Origin of the sequence: Arhodomonas sp. AD133, assembly GCF_051195215.1 — a bacterium.
In the GTDB taxonomy this organism is placed as follows: Bacteria; Pseudomonadota; Gammaproteobacteria; order Nitrococcales; family Nitrococcaceae; genus Arhodomonas.
The window spans coordinates 131,731-149,249 of record NZ_JBNAZM010000005.1; the positions used below are offsets into that span (position 1 = coordinate 131,731).

Annotated in this window: 12 protein-coding genes; 7 read left to right on the top strand and 5 right to left on the bottom strand. The window is 67.1% G+C overall.

The window, feature by feature from the left end; all coding sequences use genetic code 11:
* Positions 1-79 precede the first annotated feature (79 nt).
* The 6 genes from ACPEES_RS05090 (at position 80) to ACPEES_RS05115 (ending at position 8,256) form a co-directional block, all read left to right on the top strand.
* Positions 80-1,459, top strand: coding sequence for a sigma-54 interaction domain-containing protein (locus ACPEES_RS05090; protein WP_435101706.1), 1,380 nt, complete (start codon positions 80-82; stop codon positions 1,457-1,459).
* Positions 1,460-1,683: 224 nt separating this feature from the next.
* The gene (locus tag ACPEES_RS05095; protein ID WP_435101708.1) at positions 1,684-2,733 is read left to right on the top strand and encodes a TRAP transporter substrate-binding protein; all 1,050 of its coding nucleotides are present in this window, start codon (positions 1,684-1,686) and stop codon (positions 2,731-2,733) included.
* Positions 2,726-3,346 carry a TRAP transporter small permease subunit gene (locus ACPEES_RS05100; protein WP_435101710.1) on the top strand — a complete coding sequence of 207 codons (621 nt, stop codon included), beginning with the start codon at positions 2,726-2,728 and terminating at the stop codon, positions 3,344-3,346. Before ACPEES_RS05095 ends, ACPEES_RS05100 begins: the two co-directional genes overlap by 8 nt.
* Positions 3,346-4,695, top strand: a complete 1,350-nt coding sequence (locus tag ACPEES_RS05105; protein ID WP_435101712.1) for a TRAP transporter large permease — start codon at positions 3,346-3,348, stop codon at positions 4,693-4,695. The genes ACPEES_RS05100 and ACPEES_RS05105 overlap by 1 nt, the downstream gene beginning before the upstream one ends.
* A gap of 92 nt (positions 4,696-4,787) precedes the next feature.
* Positions 4,788-6,011 carry an extracellular catalytic domain type 1 short-chain-length polyhydroxyalkanoate depolymerase gene (locus ACPEES_RS05110; RefSeq protein WP_435101714.1) on the top strand — a complete coding sequence of 408 codons (1,224 nt, stop codon included), beginning with the start codon at positions 4,788-4,790 and terminating at the stop codon, positions 6,009-6,011.
* Positions 6,012-6,120: 109 nt separating this feature from the next.
* The gene (locus ACPEES_RS05115) at positions 6,121-8,256 is read left to right on the top strand and encodes a 3-hydroxybutyrate oligomer hydrolase family protein (protein WP_435101716.1); all 2,136 of its coding nucleotides are present in this window, start codon (positions 6,121-6,123) and stop codon (positions 8,254-8,256) included.
* Between the two features lie 60 nt (positions 8,257-8,316).
* Here the strand turns inward: ACPEES_RS05115 and ACPEES_RS05120 are convergent, their stop codons facing one another.
* Together ACPEES_RS05120 and ACPEES_RS05125 are read right to left on the bottom strand one after the other, a co-directional pair.
* Positions 8,317-10,053, bottom strand: coding sequence for a carbohydrate-binding module family 20 domain-containing protein (locus tag ACPEES_RS05120; RefSeq protein ID WP_435101718.1), 1,737 nt, complete (start codon positions 10,051-10,053; stop codon positions 8,317-8,319).
* 203 nt (positions 10,054-10,256) lie between these two features.
* The gene (locus ACPEES_RS05125; protein ID WP_435101721.1) at positions 10,257-10,982 is read right to left on the bottom strand and encodes an SDR family oxidoreductase; all 726 of its coding nucleotides are present in this window, start codon (positions 10,980-10,982) and stop codon (positions 10,257-10,259) included.
* 123 nt (positions 10,983-11,105) lie between these two features.
* Here ACPEES_RS05125 and ACPEES_RS05130 point away from each other — a divergent pair, with 123 nt between their 5' ends.
* Positions 11,106-14,012 carry an FAD-binding and (Fe-S)-binding domain-containing protein gene (locus tag ACPEES_RS05130; protein WP_435101723.1) on the top strand — a complete coding sequence of 969 codons (2,907 nt, stop codon included), beginning with the start codon at positions 11,106-11,108 and terminating at the stop codon, positions 14,010-14,012.
* A 640-nt stretch (positions 14,013-14,652) separates the two neighbouring features.
* On the opposite strand, the gene ACPEES_RS05135 is transcribed toward ACPEES_RS05130, so the two are convergent.
* From ACPEES_RS05135 to ACPEES_RS05145, 3 genes are all read right to left on the bottom strand, one after another.
* Complete coding sequence (locus tag ACPEES_RS05135) at positions 14,653-15,627, bottom strand: sugar-binding transcriptional regulator (protein WP_435101725.1); 975 nt, start codon at positions 15,625-15,627, stop codon at positions 14,653-14,655.
* 67 nt (positions 15,628-15,694) lie between these two features.
* Positions 15,695-16,519 carry a carbohydrate ABC transporter permease gene (locus ACPEES_RS05140; RefSeq protein ID WP_435101727.1) on the bottom strand — a complete coding sequence of 275 codons (825 nt, stop codon included), beginning with the start codon at positions 16,517-16,519 and terminating at the stop codon, positions 15,695-15,697.
* A 7-nt stretch (positions 16,520-16,526) separates the two neighbouring features.
* Positions 16,527-17,465, bottom strand: a complete 939-nt coding sequence (locus ACPEES_RS05145) for a carbohydrate ABC transporter permease (protein WP_435101729.1) — start codon at positions 17,463-17,465, stop codon at positions 16,527-16,529.
* Between the last annotated feature and the right edge of the window lie 54 nt (positions 17,466-17,519).

Here is a 17,519-nt window from a genome sequence, read left to right on the forward strand (position 1 = left end):
GGGCGGCGATATCCGCCGCCCTCTACCCACCGACGCCGCCGAATGATGGAATACCTCCAGACCGACAAGGGGAGGAGGTATGGCGGCTCAGCACGCACCGGAAGCGGACCGACTGCTGGCGATGGCGATCGACGCGATGGAAGAGTGCGTCGTCGTCGTCGACGTCAACGGCAGCATTCGCTACCTCAACACGGCCTACAGCCAGTTCCTCGGCATCGACCGCGCCGACGCGCTCGGCCGTCACGTCACCGAGGTCATCGAGAACACCCGCATGCACGTGGTCGCCCGCGGTGGTGCCGCGGAGACCGCACAGATGCAGTGGATCCGCGGCCGCCACATGATCGCGAGCCGCTACCCGCTGTTCGACGGCGACCGCGCGGCCGGGGCGGTGGGCATGGTCGTCTACCGCGACACCGCGGAATGGCGTGAGACCAACGCCCGCATCCGCGCGCTCATGGCCGAACTCGACTATTACCGCGAGGCCTTCGACGCCCGCGGCGCCCCGACCCGGGCCTGGGCGATGATCGGCGATAGTCCGGCACTCGAGGCGCTGCGGCAACGCATCCGCAAGGTCGCCGCGGGCGACGGCACGGTGCTGATCCGCGGCGAGTCGGGTAGCGGCAAGGAACTCTGCGCCCGGGCCCTGCACCAGGGCAGCGAGCGCGCCGACGGGCCATTCGTGGCGGTGAACTGTGGTGCGGTGCCCGAAGACCTGCTGGAGGCCGAGCTCTTCGGCTACGAGACCGGTGCCTTCACCGGTGCGCGCCGCGGCGGCAAGCCCGGGCGGGTCCAGCTCGCCGACGGCGGAACCCTGTTCCTCGACGAAATCGGCGACATGCCGCCGGCCATGCAGGTCAAGCTGCTGCGCGTTCTGCAGAACCGGGAGGTGGAGCCCATCGGCGGAACGCGCTCGATACCCGTGGACGTGCGCGTCGTCGCCGCCACCCACCGACCGCTGGAACGGCTGGTCGAGCGGGGCCAGTTTCGCGAGGATCTCTTCTACCGCATCAACGTCGTCCCCCTGACCGTCCCGCCATTGCGCGAGCGCCGCGAGGACATTCCGGCGCTCGTCGACCACTGCCTGGAACGGCTCGCCACCCGCATGACGCGTCCCCGTCCCCGGGTCACGGAGGCGGCGATGCGGTGCCTCAGCCGGGCCCACTGGCCGGGCAACATCCGGGAGCTGGAGAACTCCGTGGAGGCAGCCTTCTACCTGTGCGAAGCGGACACCATTACACCCGCCGACCTCCCCGCGACACTCACCGACGCCGCACCCGCGGCGGAGGGCACGCTCCAGCAAATTCTCGACGCCACCGAGCGACGTGCGCTCGAGCAGGCCCTGGCAGCCACCGCCGGCAACCGGACAGCAGCGGCACGGCGTCTTGGCATCGGTAAATCCACGTTCTACGAAAAATTGGCCCGCCACGGCATCCGTCCGGAAATTCGGACGGCGTCCTGAACGCCGGACGACTGCCTGATCAGGCCCGTCCCCCGGGTATCAGGGCGTGACGCCGTCGACCCGTCCGGTTTTCCGGACGGCGGCGCCCGACCCTGGCGAAACACAACCCATAACCCGCTGAAAAAACAGCGAATATCCAGCTGGCACGTTCCATGCTGCGGTGCCGGGCGTGCGGCACGACCGCCCCAGAAGAACCAGTACCCACCCTTGAGAGGAGGAATCGCATGCCCAAGCGCACGCTTGCCGGCGTGACCGGCGCGCTCGCCATGACCACGGTATTCGCGGCAACCGCCACCGCCCAGGGGCCCGAACGGCTCGACGTGGCGAGCACGTTCTCCACCAACAATTTTCTCGGCGCCGGAGCCACCCATTTCGGCGACGAGCTCGCCACCGTCACCGACGGCGAGGTAAACCTGCGTGTGCACGAGCCCGGCGACCTGGTGCCGGCCTTCGAGGTATTCAACGCCGTCTCCACCGGCGCCGTGCAGGCCGGCTGGGACTGGATCGGCTACTGGGCCGGCACCGTGCCCGTGACCAATCTCTACGGCGCCCTGCCCTTCGGCCCCAAGCCGGAAGCCTTCGCCTCCTGGATGTGGTCCGGCGAAGGTCTGTCACTGCTGCAGGACGCCTACGACCAGTACAACGTCAAGGTGCTGCCCTGCTTCATCTCACCGGCGGAGACCGGCGGCTGGTACAACCAGGAGATCGATTCCGCCGACGACTTCGACGGCCTTCGCATGCGCATCTCCGGCCTGGGCGCGAAAGTGCTCAACCGCCTCGGCGCCTCCACCCAGCTCATCCCCGGCGGCGAGATCTACCTCGCACTGGAGCGCGGACGTATCGACGCCACGGAGTTTTCGGTGCCCCAGGTGGACCAGGCCATGGGCTTCAGCGAGGTGGCGGATCATTACTACTTCCCGGGCTGGCACCAGTCGGCGAGCTGGTTCTCGTTCATCATCAACAAGGACGTCTGGGATCAGTACGACGAGGCGACCAAGGCCCGCTTCGAGAGTGCCTGCCGCTCCACGTTGCAGTGGTCCATGGCGGAGGCGGCCGCCGAGCAGGTGCGGGTCATCAACAAGCTCGAGGCGGAGGGCGTGAACGTGCAGCGCTTCCCGGAGCCCGTGCTGAAGACGCTGTACGCGACCTGGCAGGAAGTGCTCGCCGAGGAGAAGAAGAACAACCCGCGCTTCGCCGAGGCGTACGACTCCCTGGCCGAGCACGCCGATCTCGTGCGCGAGTGGTACGAGCTCCAGGAGGTGCCGCGTGACTGAACGCGACAGCCTCCCGCCCTGGCGCCGCGACGGCGCCCGGGTGCTGGCGGCGGCGGGCCGGGGGCTCGCCGCCCTCGGCCTGCGCGTCGGCGAGCTCACGAGCTGGCTGGTGGTGGGCATCATCGCGGCGGTGCTCACGACCGTGGCGCTGAACGCCCTGGGGGTGAACGAGATCGCCCGCTGGGGCAGTGACGTCCCCCTGTTCGGCCAGGCTGTCACCATCAACAGCGTCACCGAGCTGCAGTGGCACCTCTTCGGCGTGCTCACGCTCCTCGGCGGCACCTATGCACTGCATCACGACGACCACGTGCGCGTGGATCTGCTCTACCAGCGCCTCTCGCCGCGGGGGCGCGCGATCGTGGACATTGCCGGCCACGCCCTGCTTCTGATCCCGTTCTGCCTGCTCATCGCCTGGCTCTACCGCAACTCGGTGGCGATGGCCTGGATGTCCGGGGAACGCTCGAACTATGGCGGGCTCACCGACCGCTACCTGATCAAGGCCATGCTCCCCGCCGGCTTGGTGTTCCTGGCACTGGGGGCCTTGGGCCAGATCTGCGAGCGTGCCGCCGGTCTGCTGGAGCCCGCCCGGCTCACCGGTGAGGAGAGGCAGTGATGCTCGCGGAATACACCCTGCCCATCCTGATGGTCATCGCCCTGCTCACCGGCATCTTCAGCGGCTACCCGGTAGCTTTTCTGCTGGCGGGCATCGGCGTCGTGTTCGCCTTCATCGGCGACATACCCACCCTGTTCCTCGGCACCGTCGGCTCCCGCATCTACGGCGGCGTCATCGAGAACTGGCTGCTCATCGCCATTCCGCTGTTCGTCTACATGGGGTTGATGCTCGAACGCTCCGGCGTGGCACGCAACCTGCTGCTAACCCTGCAGCGGCTGTTCGGCCGGGTTCGTGGCGGGCTCGCTGTGTCAGTGGCAGTGCTGGGGGTGGTGATGGCGGCGAGCACCGGTATCATCGGCGCCTCCGTGGTCATGCTCGGGCTGCTGGCGCTGCCGGTGATGACCAGCCAGGGCTACCGCTCCGAGATGGCTTACGGTGTGGTCGCCGCCTCGGGCACGCTGGGCATTCTCATCCCGCCGTCGATCATGCTGGTGCTCATGGGCTCCATCCTGCAGGTGTCGGTGGGGGATCTGTTCAAGGCCGCGCTGTTCCCGGGACTGATCCTCGGCGGCCTGTACATCGTCTACCTGCTCGGCATGGCCCGCGCCCGACCGGACTGGGCGCCGCTGCCCGAGCCGGACGACGACACGGCGGCGCCGACGCCACTGGCCATCGCGCTGCTGCGCGATCTGGTCGGGCCGACGCTGCTCATCGTCGCGGTGCTGGGCTCCATCATGGCCGGCATCGCCACGCCCACCGAAGCCGCCGCCATCGGCGCCGCCGGTGCCTCCCTGCTCGCCGTCTTCCTGCGCCAGCTCGATCTCGCCACCGTGCGCGAGGTCGCGCGGGACACCTCGCGCACCAGCGCCATGATCCTCTTCGTGGTCATCGGCGCGACCTGTTTCAGCGTGGTGTTCAAGCGTCTCGGCGGCGACTACCTCATCGAGGACCTGGTCAGCGGCACCGGGCTCGGCGCCTACGCCCTGCTGTTCCTGATCATGGGGCTGATCTTCGTGCTGGGCTTCTTTCTGGAGTGGATCGAGATCAGCTACGTGGTGCTGCCACTGCTGCTGCCGGTGCTCGAGCGCCTCGACTTCGGACTGGCGCTCTCCGGCCAGGCGATCGTCATCTGGTTCGCGGTGCTGGTGGCCATCAACCTGCAGACGAGCTTCCTGACGCCACCGTTCGGCTACGCGCTGTTCTATCTCAAGGGCATCACCAACGGCGAAGTGGCGATCACCACCATCTACCGCAGCATCATCCCGTTCGTGCTCCTGCAGCTCGCCGGACTCGCCCTGTGCATCGCTTTCCCCAGCGTGGTGCTATGGCTGCCGGGGCTGATGCCATGAACGGCCGCTGACCAAAACGCCGCCCCCAACGGGGCGGCCGCGGCATACAACACCCATACCGCCGCGCATTCACCAAGGAGGAGGAGACCACCATGACAACCCTTCGCCAACGACTGGCCCGGGCCACCCTTGCGGTGGCCCTGGGATTCACCGTCGCGCCGGCCGATGCCGGCACCCTGATCTCGGACACACTCCCCGCCGGCGACCACTCCGGTTCCCGTGACCGCGACTATCAGGTCTACGTACCCGAGCAACTCCCCGACCCGGCGGCCATGGTCATGGCGTTGCACGGCTGCGGCCAGAGCGATGACAACGTGATGGATCAGTGGGGCCTGAAGGCGGCGGCGGACCGGTTCGGCTTCGTACTCGTGGCACCGTTCATCACCAGCTATGACGGCCTGCGCAACGAGAACTGCTGGGGTTTCTGGTTCGATCGCCACCGCCAGGAAGGCCGGGGCGAGCCGGAAGACCTGCACCGGCTGGCGCGCCACATCGAAAGCCAATACGCCATAGACCCCAAGCGCCGGTACATCACCGGCCTTTCCTCCGGTGGTGCGATGGCCGTGGTCGCCGCGACCACCCACAATGAGTACTGGGCCGCTGCCGCCTCGGCCGCCGGGCTCCCCTACGGCGAGAGCGCCGCCTCGGTGTCCTTCTACTGTCCCGGCTTCGCCAGCTTCCACAGCGTCGGCCGCGTCGCCGAGGACATGCGCGCCGAGCTCGACAATGATTACCCCATCCCCCTGATGGTGCTCCAGAACAACAATGACTGCACTGTCATCCAACCGGCCGGACACAACCTGCGTGACGCACATCTGCGCGTTTTCGGTAGCGATGGACGAGACACGGCAGAGTCGGCACGCAAGTCGGAGACCTCGTGCACGCCCTACTACCGGGAAGCATTCGACTGTGTGCACACACGCTACGGTGACAGTGGCGAACGCTCCACCGTGGAGACGGTTTTCTTCGACGGCCCCATCGACACGGCAAACACTGCCGATACCGACCACGGCCACTACTGGGTCGGCGGTGCGGATGGGCAGGAAGGCCCCTGGGCGGTCAGAACGGGACCGAGCTACCCCGACTTGATCTGGGATTTCTTCCAGCGCCACCCACGCACGGCCGCGCCCCCTGTCGAGCCGCAGTGCACGGACTGGTATGCCACCAACACGGCGCACCACGCCGCCGGACGTGCCTACTACGGAATAGGCTATTTTACCGTAGGAGGAGACGACGCCCTCGGTTTCGCTTCCCTCACCGAAGGCTGGGTACACGAAACGACAACCGGCGTGTTCGAAGCGGGCCGATGCCCGTAATTGACCACCGCGACCCGCATCGGGCGCTCTGCGTTACTGACGGATCCCGTCGGAGCATGCGGAGCGCCCGCGAACAAGCGCAATGATTCGCTTAGTGGAGGAGTCACCCATGCGATACGCCCGGCATTGCCTGCTGCTCGGCACGGGTCTGCTGGCCCTCACGGGCTGTCTCGGCGACGATGACGACGACAGGGCCCGTAACGAGCGTCCCGATTTCCTCGCCGGCGAGATCCACCACACGCGTTACGACGGCGTGAGCAACGACCTGCTTACCGGCGGGCTCGGCGCCTCGGGTCTCGCCAGCGCTACCGCCCCGACCTTTGCCGACCCGGCGAATCCCACAGCGGCGGAGCTGCGCACGCTGGCCCTCTACAACAACTACCGCGCCCTGGTGGATACCGCCGATGGCGGGGGTTACGGGACGTTTTTCGGCCCTCACGTGTCTGCCGATGGCACGCCCACCGGGGACGAGGGGCTGATCCCCGGCGACGAGTATCTCGCGTACATGCGCGGTGACGAAGGCGGCCACGTCACCGGCATGGTGCAGATACCCGAGCGCTTCGATCCCGATTCGCCCTGCATGGTCACCGCGCCATCTTCGGGCTCCCGGGGCATCTACGGCGCCATCGGCACCGCCGGCGAGTGGGGCCTAAAGCACGGCTGCGCGGTGGTCTACACCGACAAGGGCACGGGGACCGGCTCCCACGACCTCGCCGGCAACACGGTGCAGCTCATCGATGGCCGCCTCGCCAACGCCGACACCGCCGGTGACGACGCGCAATTCCGCGCCGATCTCTCCGCCGCCGAGCGCGAGGCGTTCAACGCTGCCAACCCGGACCGCTTCGCTTTCAAGCACGCCCATTCCCAACGCAACCCCGAAGCGGACTGGGGCCAGCACGTGCTGCAGTCCATCCGCTTCGGCTTCTACGTGTTGAACGAGCGCTTCGGCGAGGTGGACGACGACGGCGACCGGCTGCGCACCATCAAGCCGAAGGACACCGTCGTCATCGCCTCCAGCGTCTCCAATGGCGGCGGCGCCTCGGTGCTCGCCGCGGAGCAGGACAACGACGCCCTGATCGACGGCGTCGCCGTCTCCGAGCCCAACGTCAACCCGATGGTGGACGACAGCTTCGCCATTCAGCAGGGCGACGACGCGCCCATCACCGAGCACAGCCGCAGCCTCTACGACTACACCACGGCCCTCGCCGTCTACCAGGGCTGCGCCAACCTGGCGCCGGGGGTACGCGAGACGGCCCCCTTCAACGACACTTTCAACGACTTCACGGTGGACGAGAACATCTGCAACACGCTGGCCGCCAAGGGCCTCGTCACCGGCACCACCACCGAGGCGCAGGCCGCCGATGCCCAGCGCATCCTCAATGAGCGTTTCGGCATCCAGCCGGAGCAGAACCTCATCGCACCGTCACATTTCGGCCTCAACGTGGCCCAGAGCATCTCGGTGACCTATGCCAACGCGTATGGCCGCTTCAGCGTCACCGACGGGCTCTGTGACGTCTCCATGGGTGCCACGTCCGACGGCATGCCCACGCCGCTCTCCGACCAGGCGGAGGCGGCGCTGTTCGCCACGAGCAACGGCATCCCGCCCACCGGCGGCGTCAACCTGATCTACGACGACGCAAGCGGCGGCCCTACCAACCTGCCGGTGGCGGTATCGCCTTCCAGCGGCGTGATGGATTACGGCCTGGATGCCCTGCTCTGCCTGCGCGGGCTCGCCACGGGCAGCAATCCGGTCACCGACATGCCGCTACCGGAAGATCTGGCCAATGCCTCCGAGCGCATCGACGAGGGCATCGAGGGCGTGCGCGCGAGCGGCGATCTCGACGGCACGCCCGCGGTTTTCGTCACCGGCCGCAACGACGCCATCCTGCCCATCAACCACACCTCGCGCCCCTACTTCGGCCTCAACCGCCGGGTCGAAGGAGGGGACAGCGGGCTGCACTATTACGAGATCCTCAACGCGCATCACCTGGATGCCCTGAACGGCCTGCCGGGCTTCGCCTCCCGCTACGTGCCGCTGCACCATTACTACTTTCAGGCGCTGGATCTCATGTTCGCGCACCTGCGCGACGGCACGAGCCTGCCGCCGAGCCAGGTGGTGCGCACCACCCCGCGCGGGGAGGAGGCACCGCCACTCACCGAGGCCAATGTGCCGCCGATCGCGGCCGATCCGGCGGCGGGTGACCGCATCGTCTTCGCCGACGACCTCGTGCAGATTCCGCAGTAGTGACTGCGCGCCAGCCGGGGACGGCACCACCGTCCCCGGCTCGTCACACAACGGCGCCTTTCAGAACGAGCCCGTCGTCGAGACGTTGCCCTCCACCGAGGTCTGCACCGTGTTGTTGTCACCGCCTTCCCAGACGACGCCGGCGGTCGCGTCCGCCTCTTCGCGCTTGACGCACTTCCAATCGACGGTGGTCTCCGCCGGCAGTGCGATCGTGCCGGTCCAGGTGGGATAGTCCGCCGGGTCGAGCTTTACGGCATCGGCCAGTCTCCAGTCACCGAGCTCGGCGCCGTCACCGGTCACGTAGACGCTCTGCCCCATATAGGTCTCGCCATTCTGGCAGGTGAAGGCGACATCCGCCGACTCGCCGGCGCTACTCCCGCCGATGCTCTGTAGCCGTGCGTTGACGTGCAACGCCACGGCGTCCATGGCATCGACGCTGATCTGCGCCCAGCCGTTGCCATCCACGGTGACCTGTGGGCTGGAACAGGTGCCGTCCTCCATGGGGGCGTGGATGACATCGCAATACTCGCCTGCCGGCAGTCCGGTCTGAAAGCTGCGGTTGAGGGCGTTGCCCTCACGATTGATCACCACGAACCCGGCACCGTCGCGGGCAAAGGCGATTTGATCGCCGCCGTTGTCCCACCAGTGGGTGACGGGCGCGCCACCGACGGCGTTGCGGAACGCCACCATGTTGGCGATGGGGCGCCAACGGTGCTCGCACTTCCATGTGTCGCCGAAGCAGTTCACGGAATCACCATCGTGTACCGGGGTATCGGGCGGCCCGGCATCGGTGTCGGTGAAGGCATAGCTCGACATCAGCCGCGGGCGTCCGTAGGGCCAGGCCAGCATGAAGACATTGGCCAGGTCGTAGAGACTTCCGTCCTTGTGCGTGATGACACCGCCCCCGCCGCCATGGCCACGCTGATTGTCGTGATTATCCACGAACACCAGAGCGTCGCTGCTGGCGAGAAAACCCCAGGATTCGCCGAATTCGGACAGCCAGGCAAGATTACCGTCGCGGAAGACCCGGGCGAGCTCACTGCCATAGCGGAACTCCGTCACGGCGCCGTTACCCACGTACTCACCGGCGCTGATCGCTTCGCCGCCCTGGTCGATCACCTCCTGGTACCAGTAGTCGATACCCGATACCCGCGACTGAACCGCGGCGATATCTCCGGGGCTCATGTGCTTGGCGGCGTCGATGCGCACGCCGCTGACCCCCAGCGACGTCAGGTCGTTGAGGTAGCCAGCGAGTGTGTCGCGAACGTAGTCGCTGCCGGTGTCCAGATCGGGCAACCCGGAGAGCTCGCAGTTGCGCACCCGCCATGGGTCATCCGCGTAGTCGGATTGCCGGATCGTGCAGGTATCGTGATAGTCCCACGACGAGTACATGGGATGATCCTTGTAGGACCACTGCGTGCCCCCGACGCCGACGCCACCGCCGTTGAGCGCGGCCGTGTGGTTGATCACCGCATCCGCGTAGACAGCGACGCCGGCGGCGTTGCACCGCTGGACCATGTCGGCGAATGCCGCGCGATTGCCACTGCGGCTGACCAGCTGATAGCTCACCGGCTGATAACGCGCCCACCACTCGCTGCCGGTGATGTGCTCGTTGGGCGGCGAAACCTGCACCGCGCTAAAGCCCTTGGGTCCGAGGAACGTCTCGCACTCGCGGGCGACATCGTCCCATTGCCACTCGAACAAATGGACCGTGACGCCGTCCGATGCGGCCGCCGTTCCGGACGCCGACAACAGTACCCCCAACGCGGCCGTTGCCGCGGACCGTGTTGCGAACATTAGCTTTCTCCTCCTCCTTGCGGATATCGGTTAGGCGCGGTCAGCCATAGACGCGCCCATCGCCTCACCGCCAATGCGCAACTGCCTGGCGGGGGCTGAGAAGAAAGCTAGCAACGCCCCTACGGGGCAGCCATTTGAAAGCGGTTACATGAAGTTTTATTTATCAGTTGGTTACGTGATCACCATGGCAGCGGCCGATGCCTTTAGCCGGCGGTGAAGCCGCCGTCCACCGGCACGCTCACGCCGTTGACCATGGCGGCGTCGTCGCCGAGCAGGAAAGCCACCACCCCGGCGACGTCGGCCACGTCCGCAAAACGGCCCAGGGGGATACGTGCTTTCATGGGCCCGGATTTGGCCGGATCGCTCCACACCTTCTCGGCCATGGGTGTCCAGGTGACCACCGGATTGACGCTGTTCACGCGAATGCCGTGAGGTCCGAGCTCCACCGCCATCACCCGCGTGAGCGCGTCCAGAGCCGCCTTGGACGCGCAGTAGGCCGCGTGCCCCGGGGTGCCCACCGTCGCCGCGATACTGGAGACGTTGACCACCGACGCCGACAGCCCGCGTGCAATGCAGTCGCGCGCAACAACCTGGCCAAGACGCAACGGCGCCCAAGTATTCACCACCATGGTTTCATTGAAGTTACGGGCGGAGGTTTCCAGAAAGGGCTCCACGGTTACAACGCCCGCGCAATTCACCAGTCCATCGAGGGGTAGGAACTCGCTCACGCGCGCGGCGGCCGCCTCGGTATCCTCCAGATCTGCCACGATCGGCCGCGCGCCCGTTTCCCCTGAGAGGATATCCAGCGCCTCGGCGTTGCGACCGAGTGCGAATACCGTCGCACCCTCCCCGGCCAGACGGCGGACGATCGCGCGACCGATACCCTTTGCGGCACCGGTGACCAGAACACGGCGCTTTTCGACGCTCATGGTGCTCTCCTCCTCGTTCCACGCCACTCCTCGTTCCACGCCACAACAAATGTATATTAAAAATTACAAATGTAATGGTAGTCTATCTTGAGCACAGGACTACCGTCGCAGAGAGATCCGCGAATGAACGCCGTCGCCGACCCGGCACATCCAGCCGTTCCGGCATTCGATGCCGCCGCGCTAGACGACGCGCTGCGTCAGACCATCGCCGGAGAGGTACGCTTCGAGGCAGGAAGCCGAGCCCTTTACGCCACCGACGCTTCGAACTATCGCCACGTGCCGGTGGGCGTGGTCGTGCCCCGCAGCGTGGACGACATCATCACCACGGTGGCGCTCGCGCGCCGGTTCGACGCACCGTTGCTGATGCGCGGTGGCGGCACCAGCCTCGCGGGCCAGACCTGCAACGTCGCGATCGTGCTGGATACCTCCAAGTACCTGAACCGCATTCACGCCATCGACCCGGACAGCCGCAGCGCGGCCGTGGAGCCGGGGGTGGTGTGTAACGTCCTGGGTCTCGCCGCCGCGGAGCACGGGCTTACCTTCGGGCCGGACCCTTCCACTCACGCCCGCTGCACCCTGGGCGGGATGATCGGCAACAATGCCTGCGGCGCCCACTCGGTGATGGCAGGCAAGACCGACGAGAACATCGAGACCCTGGACGTGCTCACCTACGACGGCGTGCGCATGACCGTCGGCCCCACCACTGAAGAAGAGCTCGCCGCCATCATCGACACCGGTGACCGCCGTGGCGAGATCTACGCGGGGCTCAAGTCACTGCGCGACCGCTACGCCGAGACGATCCGCCAGGGCTTTCCCCGGATCCGCCGGCGCGTGTCCGGCTACAATCTCGATGCCCTGCTGCCCGAGAACGGTTTCAACGTCGCCCGCGCCCTGGTGGGCACCGAAGGCACCTGCGCCATCACGCTCGGCGCACGCACACGCCTGGTGGAGAACCCGCGCCACCGTGTGCTCGCGGTGCTCGGCTACCCGGACATCTGCGCCGCCGGGGATGCCGGCCCGGCCGTGGTCGCCACTGGCGCGCTGTGCTGCGAGGGCCTCGACGAGCAGATCATCGGCGACATGCGCAAGAAGGGCTTCGGCCTGGACGCCATTGCGGAACTGCCCATGGGCAACGCCTGGCTGCTGCTGGAGTACGGCGGCGCCACACCCGAAGAGGCCGAACACAACGCCCGCGAGGCGATCACGACACTCGCCGCCGATACCCTGGACCACCGCGTGATCACCGACCCCGGCGAGCAGCGCACCGTGTGGTCCGTCCGCGAAAGCGGCGCCGCGGCCACCAACGCCGTGCCCGGCGAGGCGGAGACCTATCCGGGCTGGGAAGACGCGGCCGTGGACCCGGCCCACGTCGGCGACTACCTGCGCGACTACCGTGAGCTGCTGGCGCGCTACGGCTACCGCTCCTCGCTGTACGGCCACTTCGGCGACGGCTGCATCCACGGCCGCGTCGACTTCGACCTCATGAGCCGAAACGGCGTCGCCAAGTGGCGGCGCTTCACCGAGGCCGCCGCGGACCTGGTGGTGCGCTACGGGGGCTCACTCTCCGGTGAGCACGGCGACGGCCAGGCCCGCGCCGAGCTGTGGCCGAAGATGTTCGGCCCCGAGCTCATGACCGCCTTCCGCGAGTTCAAGCACATCTGGGATCCGGAAAACCGCCTCAACCCGGGCCGGCTCATCGACCCGGAACCCTTCGACACCAACCTGCGCACGGGCCCGGACTACGCGCCCATCGACCCACCCACGGAATTCGCCTTCGTGCGCGACGAGGGCAGCTTCGCCAAGGCCGCCGGACGTTGCGTGGGCGTGGGCAAGTGCCGCCGCCATGCCGGGGGCGTCATGTGCCCGAGCTACCGCGCCACCGGTGAGGAGCGCCACTCCACGCGTGGCCGGGCGCGTCTGCTCTTCGAGATGCTCCAGGGCGACCCGCTGGAGAAGCCCTGGAACAGCGACTACGTCAAGGACTCCCTGGATCTCTGTCTGGCCTGCAAGGGTTGCCGCCACGAGTGCCCGGTGCAGGTGGACATGGCCACCTACAAGGCGGAGTTCATGGCGCACTACTACCGCCATCACCCTCGCCCGCGGCAGGCCTACACCCTCGGCTGGATCCATCGCTGGGCACCACTCGCCGGCGCCGCTCCGAGGCTGGTCAACGCCCTCACCCAGACGCCGGGCCTCGCGCGCCTCGCCAAGGCGGTGGCAGGGGTAGCCCCCCGGCGCGCGCTTCCGGCGTTCTCACGCCGGCCGTTCACGCGCGACTTCCGCCCGGCGGCCGATGACGGGCGCCCGGCGGTGATGCTGTGGGCGGATACCTTCAACAATTACCTGCACGCCGATACCGCCCGCGCCGCCGCCGACGTACTGGCACAGGCCGGCTTCCGGGTGACGCTCCCCGAGCGCCGGGCCTGCTGCGGCCGGCCCCTCCACGACCACGGCCGTATCGATCAGGCGAAGGCGGCGCTCGCCGATAGCATGGCGGCACTCGCGCCGGCCATCGAAGCCGAGATCCCGGTGGTGGGGCTCGAACCCTCGTGTCTCGGCAGCTTCCGCGACGAGCTGCCCAATCTTTTCCCGAACGACGGTCGCGCGCGCTGGCTCGCGGAGAACAGCTACCTGCTGCCCGACTTTCTCGCCAGCCGCGAAACGCTCGACCTGCCTCAGCTCGAGGGCCGAGCGCTGGTGCACCTCCACTGCCACCAGCGCGCCCTCTTCGGCGTGGCCGGTACCCGACGCTTGCTGGAGCGGCTGGGGCTCGAGGTGGAGATACTGGATTCCGGCTGCTGCGGCATGGCGGGGGCGTTCGGCTTCGATCCCGACAAGATCGAGGTGAGCCTCAAGGTGGGCGAGGAGGTGCTGCTGCCCGCCGTGCGCGGCGCCGACGCGCAGACCCTCATCGTCAGTGACGGCTACAGCTGCCGCGAGCAGATCGCCCAGACCACCGAGCGGCGTGCCCTGCACACGGCGGAAGTGCTCGCGCTCGCCTACGGAATACGCTGCGGCGCCAGGGCTTGAGCCGGACGCATGCGGGCAACGTGCGCTTTCGGCATAACGGACTATCCGTGAAGGCTCGCTGGACGAGCACTAATTGCCACCAGTAAGCAATTTGGCGACCGCGCTTTTGAAGCGGACGCCGAAACGCTACGGCACTGGTGCGAGAACATCCTTACCGCTGACAGCGTCGACGACGTGTTTTGGTCTTAGCCGTCGTGTCGGCTGCCGAGAGCAGCCGACCTACGGCTGCTGACACGGTTCGCACCGGTACCGGCCAACAGTGGCGCGGAAGCGCCCCTCCTGGTTGCAGGGTGTGTCGGTGAGGATGCGGCCGGAAGCGTATGCGGCCAGGGACGGCCGCATACGAGCCTACATGGACGTACTCGCGGCGTCTCCCGGCCGCGTCCTCGCCGACACACCCGAACGCGACCGTTTCGTTGCCCCCGAAGAGCGCGGCAGCAGGCGATCGGTGAACAGCAAGTGCATTTTCGAACGACCCAAGCCTCGGGTGGTGCTGGTAGCCGACATCTCTGCACCCGGGATGTCGGCCAGCGCTTCGCGCTCGCCGCCCTACGGCCTACAGCCTTGAGCTCTTCGATTGGCGCGGCTACGGCGCACTCACCCCCGCCGCTTGCTACGTGAAACTTTCCACTCGCGACGCTCAGGGGTTGTCCACCAGCGCCGTCGCCGTCGCCTCGTCCGTGACGAAGACACTCGCCAGGCCGCCGCGCAGGGCCGCGCGGACGACGTCGAAACGGTGCATCCCGCCGGCGGCCAGAACCACCCGGCGAATCTGCTTGAGATCCTCCAGGGAAACGGCCACCGTGCGGCGATTGAGCGGATGGTCCACTTCCTGGCCGTCGGCATCGATAAAGTGGCCGATGATATCCCCAACAGCGCCCCCGTCCACCAGGCTCTCGCGATCCGCCAAGGTCTCGACGCCGTAGGTCACGATCAGCGACTCGTTCATGTCGCCGGCGGTGATCACCGCCACGTCCGCCGCGCGCGCCTTCTCGTAGGTCTCGCGGATGGCGCCCTGGGCCAGGATCACGTCCCGCGCCGCCTCGTTGCTCGCGAAGATGGGGGCGGCGAAGAAGTGCTGGTCGGCACCGTAGAGGTCGGCAAAGTCGGAGACAATCTCGAAAGTGTTGATGCCCGAGCAGTGGGCGAGCCCACCCTGGAGACAGACCACCGACACCTCGGAGAGATTGCGGCTCGGCATCGCGCGCAGGATCGCGCGCAGCGTGCGTCCCCAACCGATGGCGATGGTGCAACCGTCCGAGACCACCGACGATAGATAAGTGCCCGCCCCCACGCCGATGGCATCGCGCAGGTAGGTCACGTCGTCGGGGGTGGGCACGACCACGGCCTCGTGGAGGGCATAGGTCTCCAGCAAACGGTGCTCGAGCTCGACACACGAGGCCAGCTTGCTGTTGATGGTGATCTGGACCAGGCCGTTTTCGCGACAGGCGGCGAGCAGGCGATTCACCCGGACCCGGCTGGTGCCGAGCCGGTCCGCGATCTGCTGCTGGGTGAGGTTACCGATGAAATAGTGCCACGCGACCCGCGCCTGGAGCTGTTCCTCCGGGTCGAGCAAAGGTTCCGGCAGGTCGTCGCCGCTCGCCACTGTCGTCACTGTCCACTCCCGTGATCCCTACCGCGCCGGGCCGGCGAATCCGGCCGCCTGCCCGGCGGGTGCAAGGCTATTTCACGGCACCCAGGGTCAGCCCGCGCGCCATGTACTTGTGCACGATGATGCCACCGACGATCACCGGCGCGCAGATCATCGTCGCGCTCGCCATCACCTTCGTCCAGGGCACGATGTAGCCGCCGAGGTAGGACAGGGCGATGGTCGGCGCTGTGCGCGCCGCATCCGCCGGGGTCAGGATGTAGGCGTAGATGAGGTTGTTCCAGGCGAAGATCCCGGAGAGGATAGCCGCCACCGCGATGCCGGGTTTCACCAGTGGCAGGGTGATGCGCAGGAACACGCCGAAACGCGTGAGCCCGTCGAGCATCCCTGCCTCTTCCAGCGCGATGGGCACCGAGCGGAACTGATCCACCATCAGCCAGACGACCAACGGTACCACGAACACCTGGTAGACCAGCACGAGGATCAGCCGATTGTTGATCATGCCGAGCTGGGAAGCCACCAGGTAGAACGGGATCAGTATCACGACGGGCACCAGCATCCAGTTGGTGACGTACCAGAACCAGATGTGCTTGCGTGCACGGAAACGGTAGCGCGACAGCCCGTAGGCCGCAGGCGCACCGACCAGAAGTCCGAGGCCCACCGAAGCGCCCGTGACCAGTACCGAATTCCACAGGGCCTGCAGGATCGGGGATTCATGGATCGCCAGGCCGTAGCCCTCGAAGGTGGGCACCCAGGTCCACACAGGCGGAATGCTGAACAGTTGATCCTCGGTCTTCAGCGACGCCGCCGCCATCCAGTAGAGCGGAAAGAGGATCACCAGCAGCGCCAGCAGGATTCCCAGGGCATGCAATACACGAAAGAGCAGTGATCTTGGCATCGGGGGCTCACTCCGCCTCGCTGTAGAAGGCCTTGATGTAGATCTGCGCGAGCACGATGGAGATGATCAGCATCAGGATCGACTGTGCCGAGGCGAGCCCGATATCGAACCCGCGGAAGGCGGTGCGTTCGATCTGCAGCATCGCCGTCTGCGTGGCCGACCCCGGCCCGCCCTTCTGGATCGCGTAGATCATGCCGAACTGCTTCATCACGAACGCCGTCTGGAAGACCAGCGCCGCCGTGATGCCAGGCCAGAGAAAGGGCAGCTGCACCTTGCGGAAGCGCGGCCACCAGCGCTCGGTCTCCAGCAGGGCCGCCTCCTCGATCTCGCCAGGCACGGTGGCGAGACTCGCCGAGAGCACCAGCGCCACGAACGGCGTCCACTGCCAGATCTGGGCAATGCACACGGTGACGTAGGCCATCGTCGGGTCACCCAGCCAGTCGACGTTGGCCAGACCGACCTGGGCGAGAAAATGGTTGATCACCCCGAGCTGGTTATCGAAGAGCAGCTGCACCAGCAACCCCACCACCGCGGGGGTAATGGCGATGGGCACCACCAGCGCCACCTGCAGGATAGTGCGAAGGACGCGGTTCTCCTGAACGTTGAGCGCCAGGGCGATGGCGAGACCGAGCACGAGCTCCACCGGCAGGGTGATCACCAGCAGCAACAATGTCCGCCCCACCGACGCCCGGAACGCCTCCGAAGTGATAGCGTTGGCGAAGTTGTCGAAGCCGGTGAACGTGGGAGCGCCCATGCCCAGCGTCCAGTTGTGCAGCGACATGTAGCCGGTGTAGACCACCGGATAGAGGCCCACCGCCAGTAGCAGGATGAGCGAGGGCGCGATGAACAGCCACGGTTCGGCGCGTTCGAGCCGGGACGGGACGTCCGCTGCCTCTTCCTGCACTGCGGTGGCCGCGACGGTCTGGCTGTCGAGTCGACTGGCCATAGTGTTCATTCTCCGCATCGGCCGCCACGCAGGCGGCCTACCGGGACCGGCACC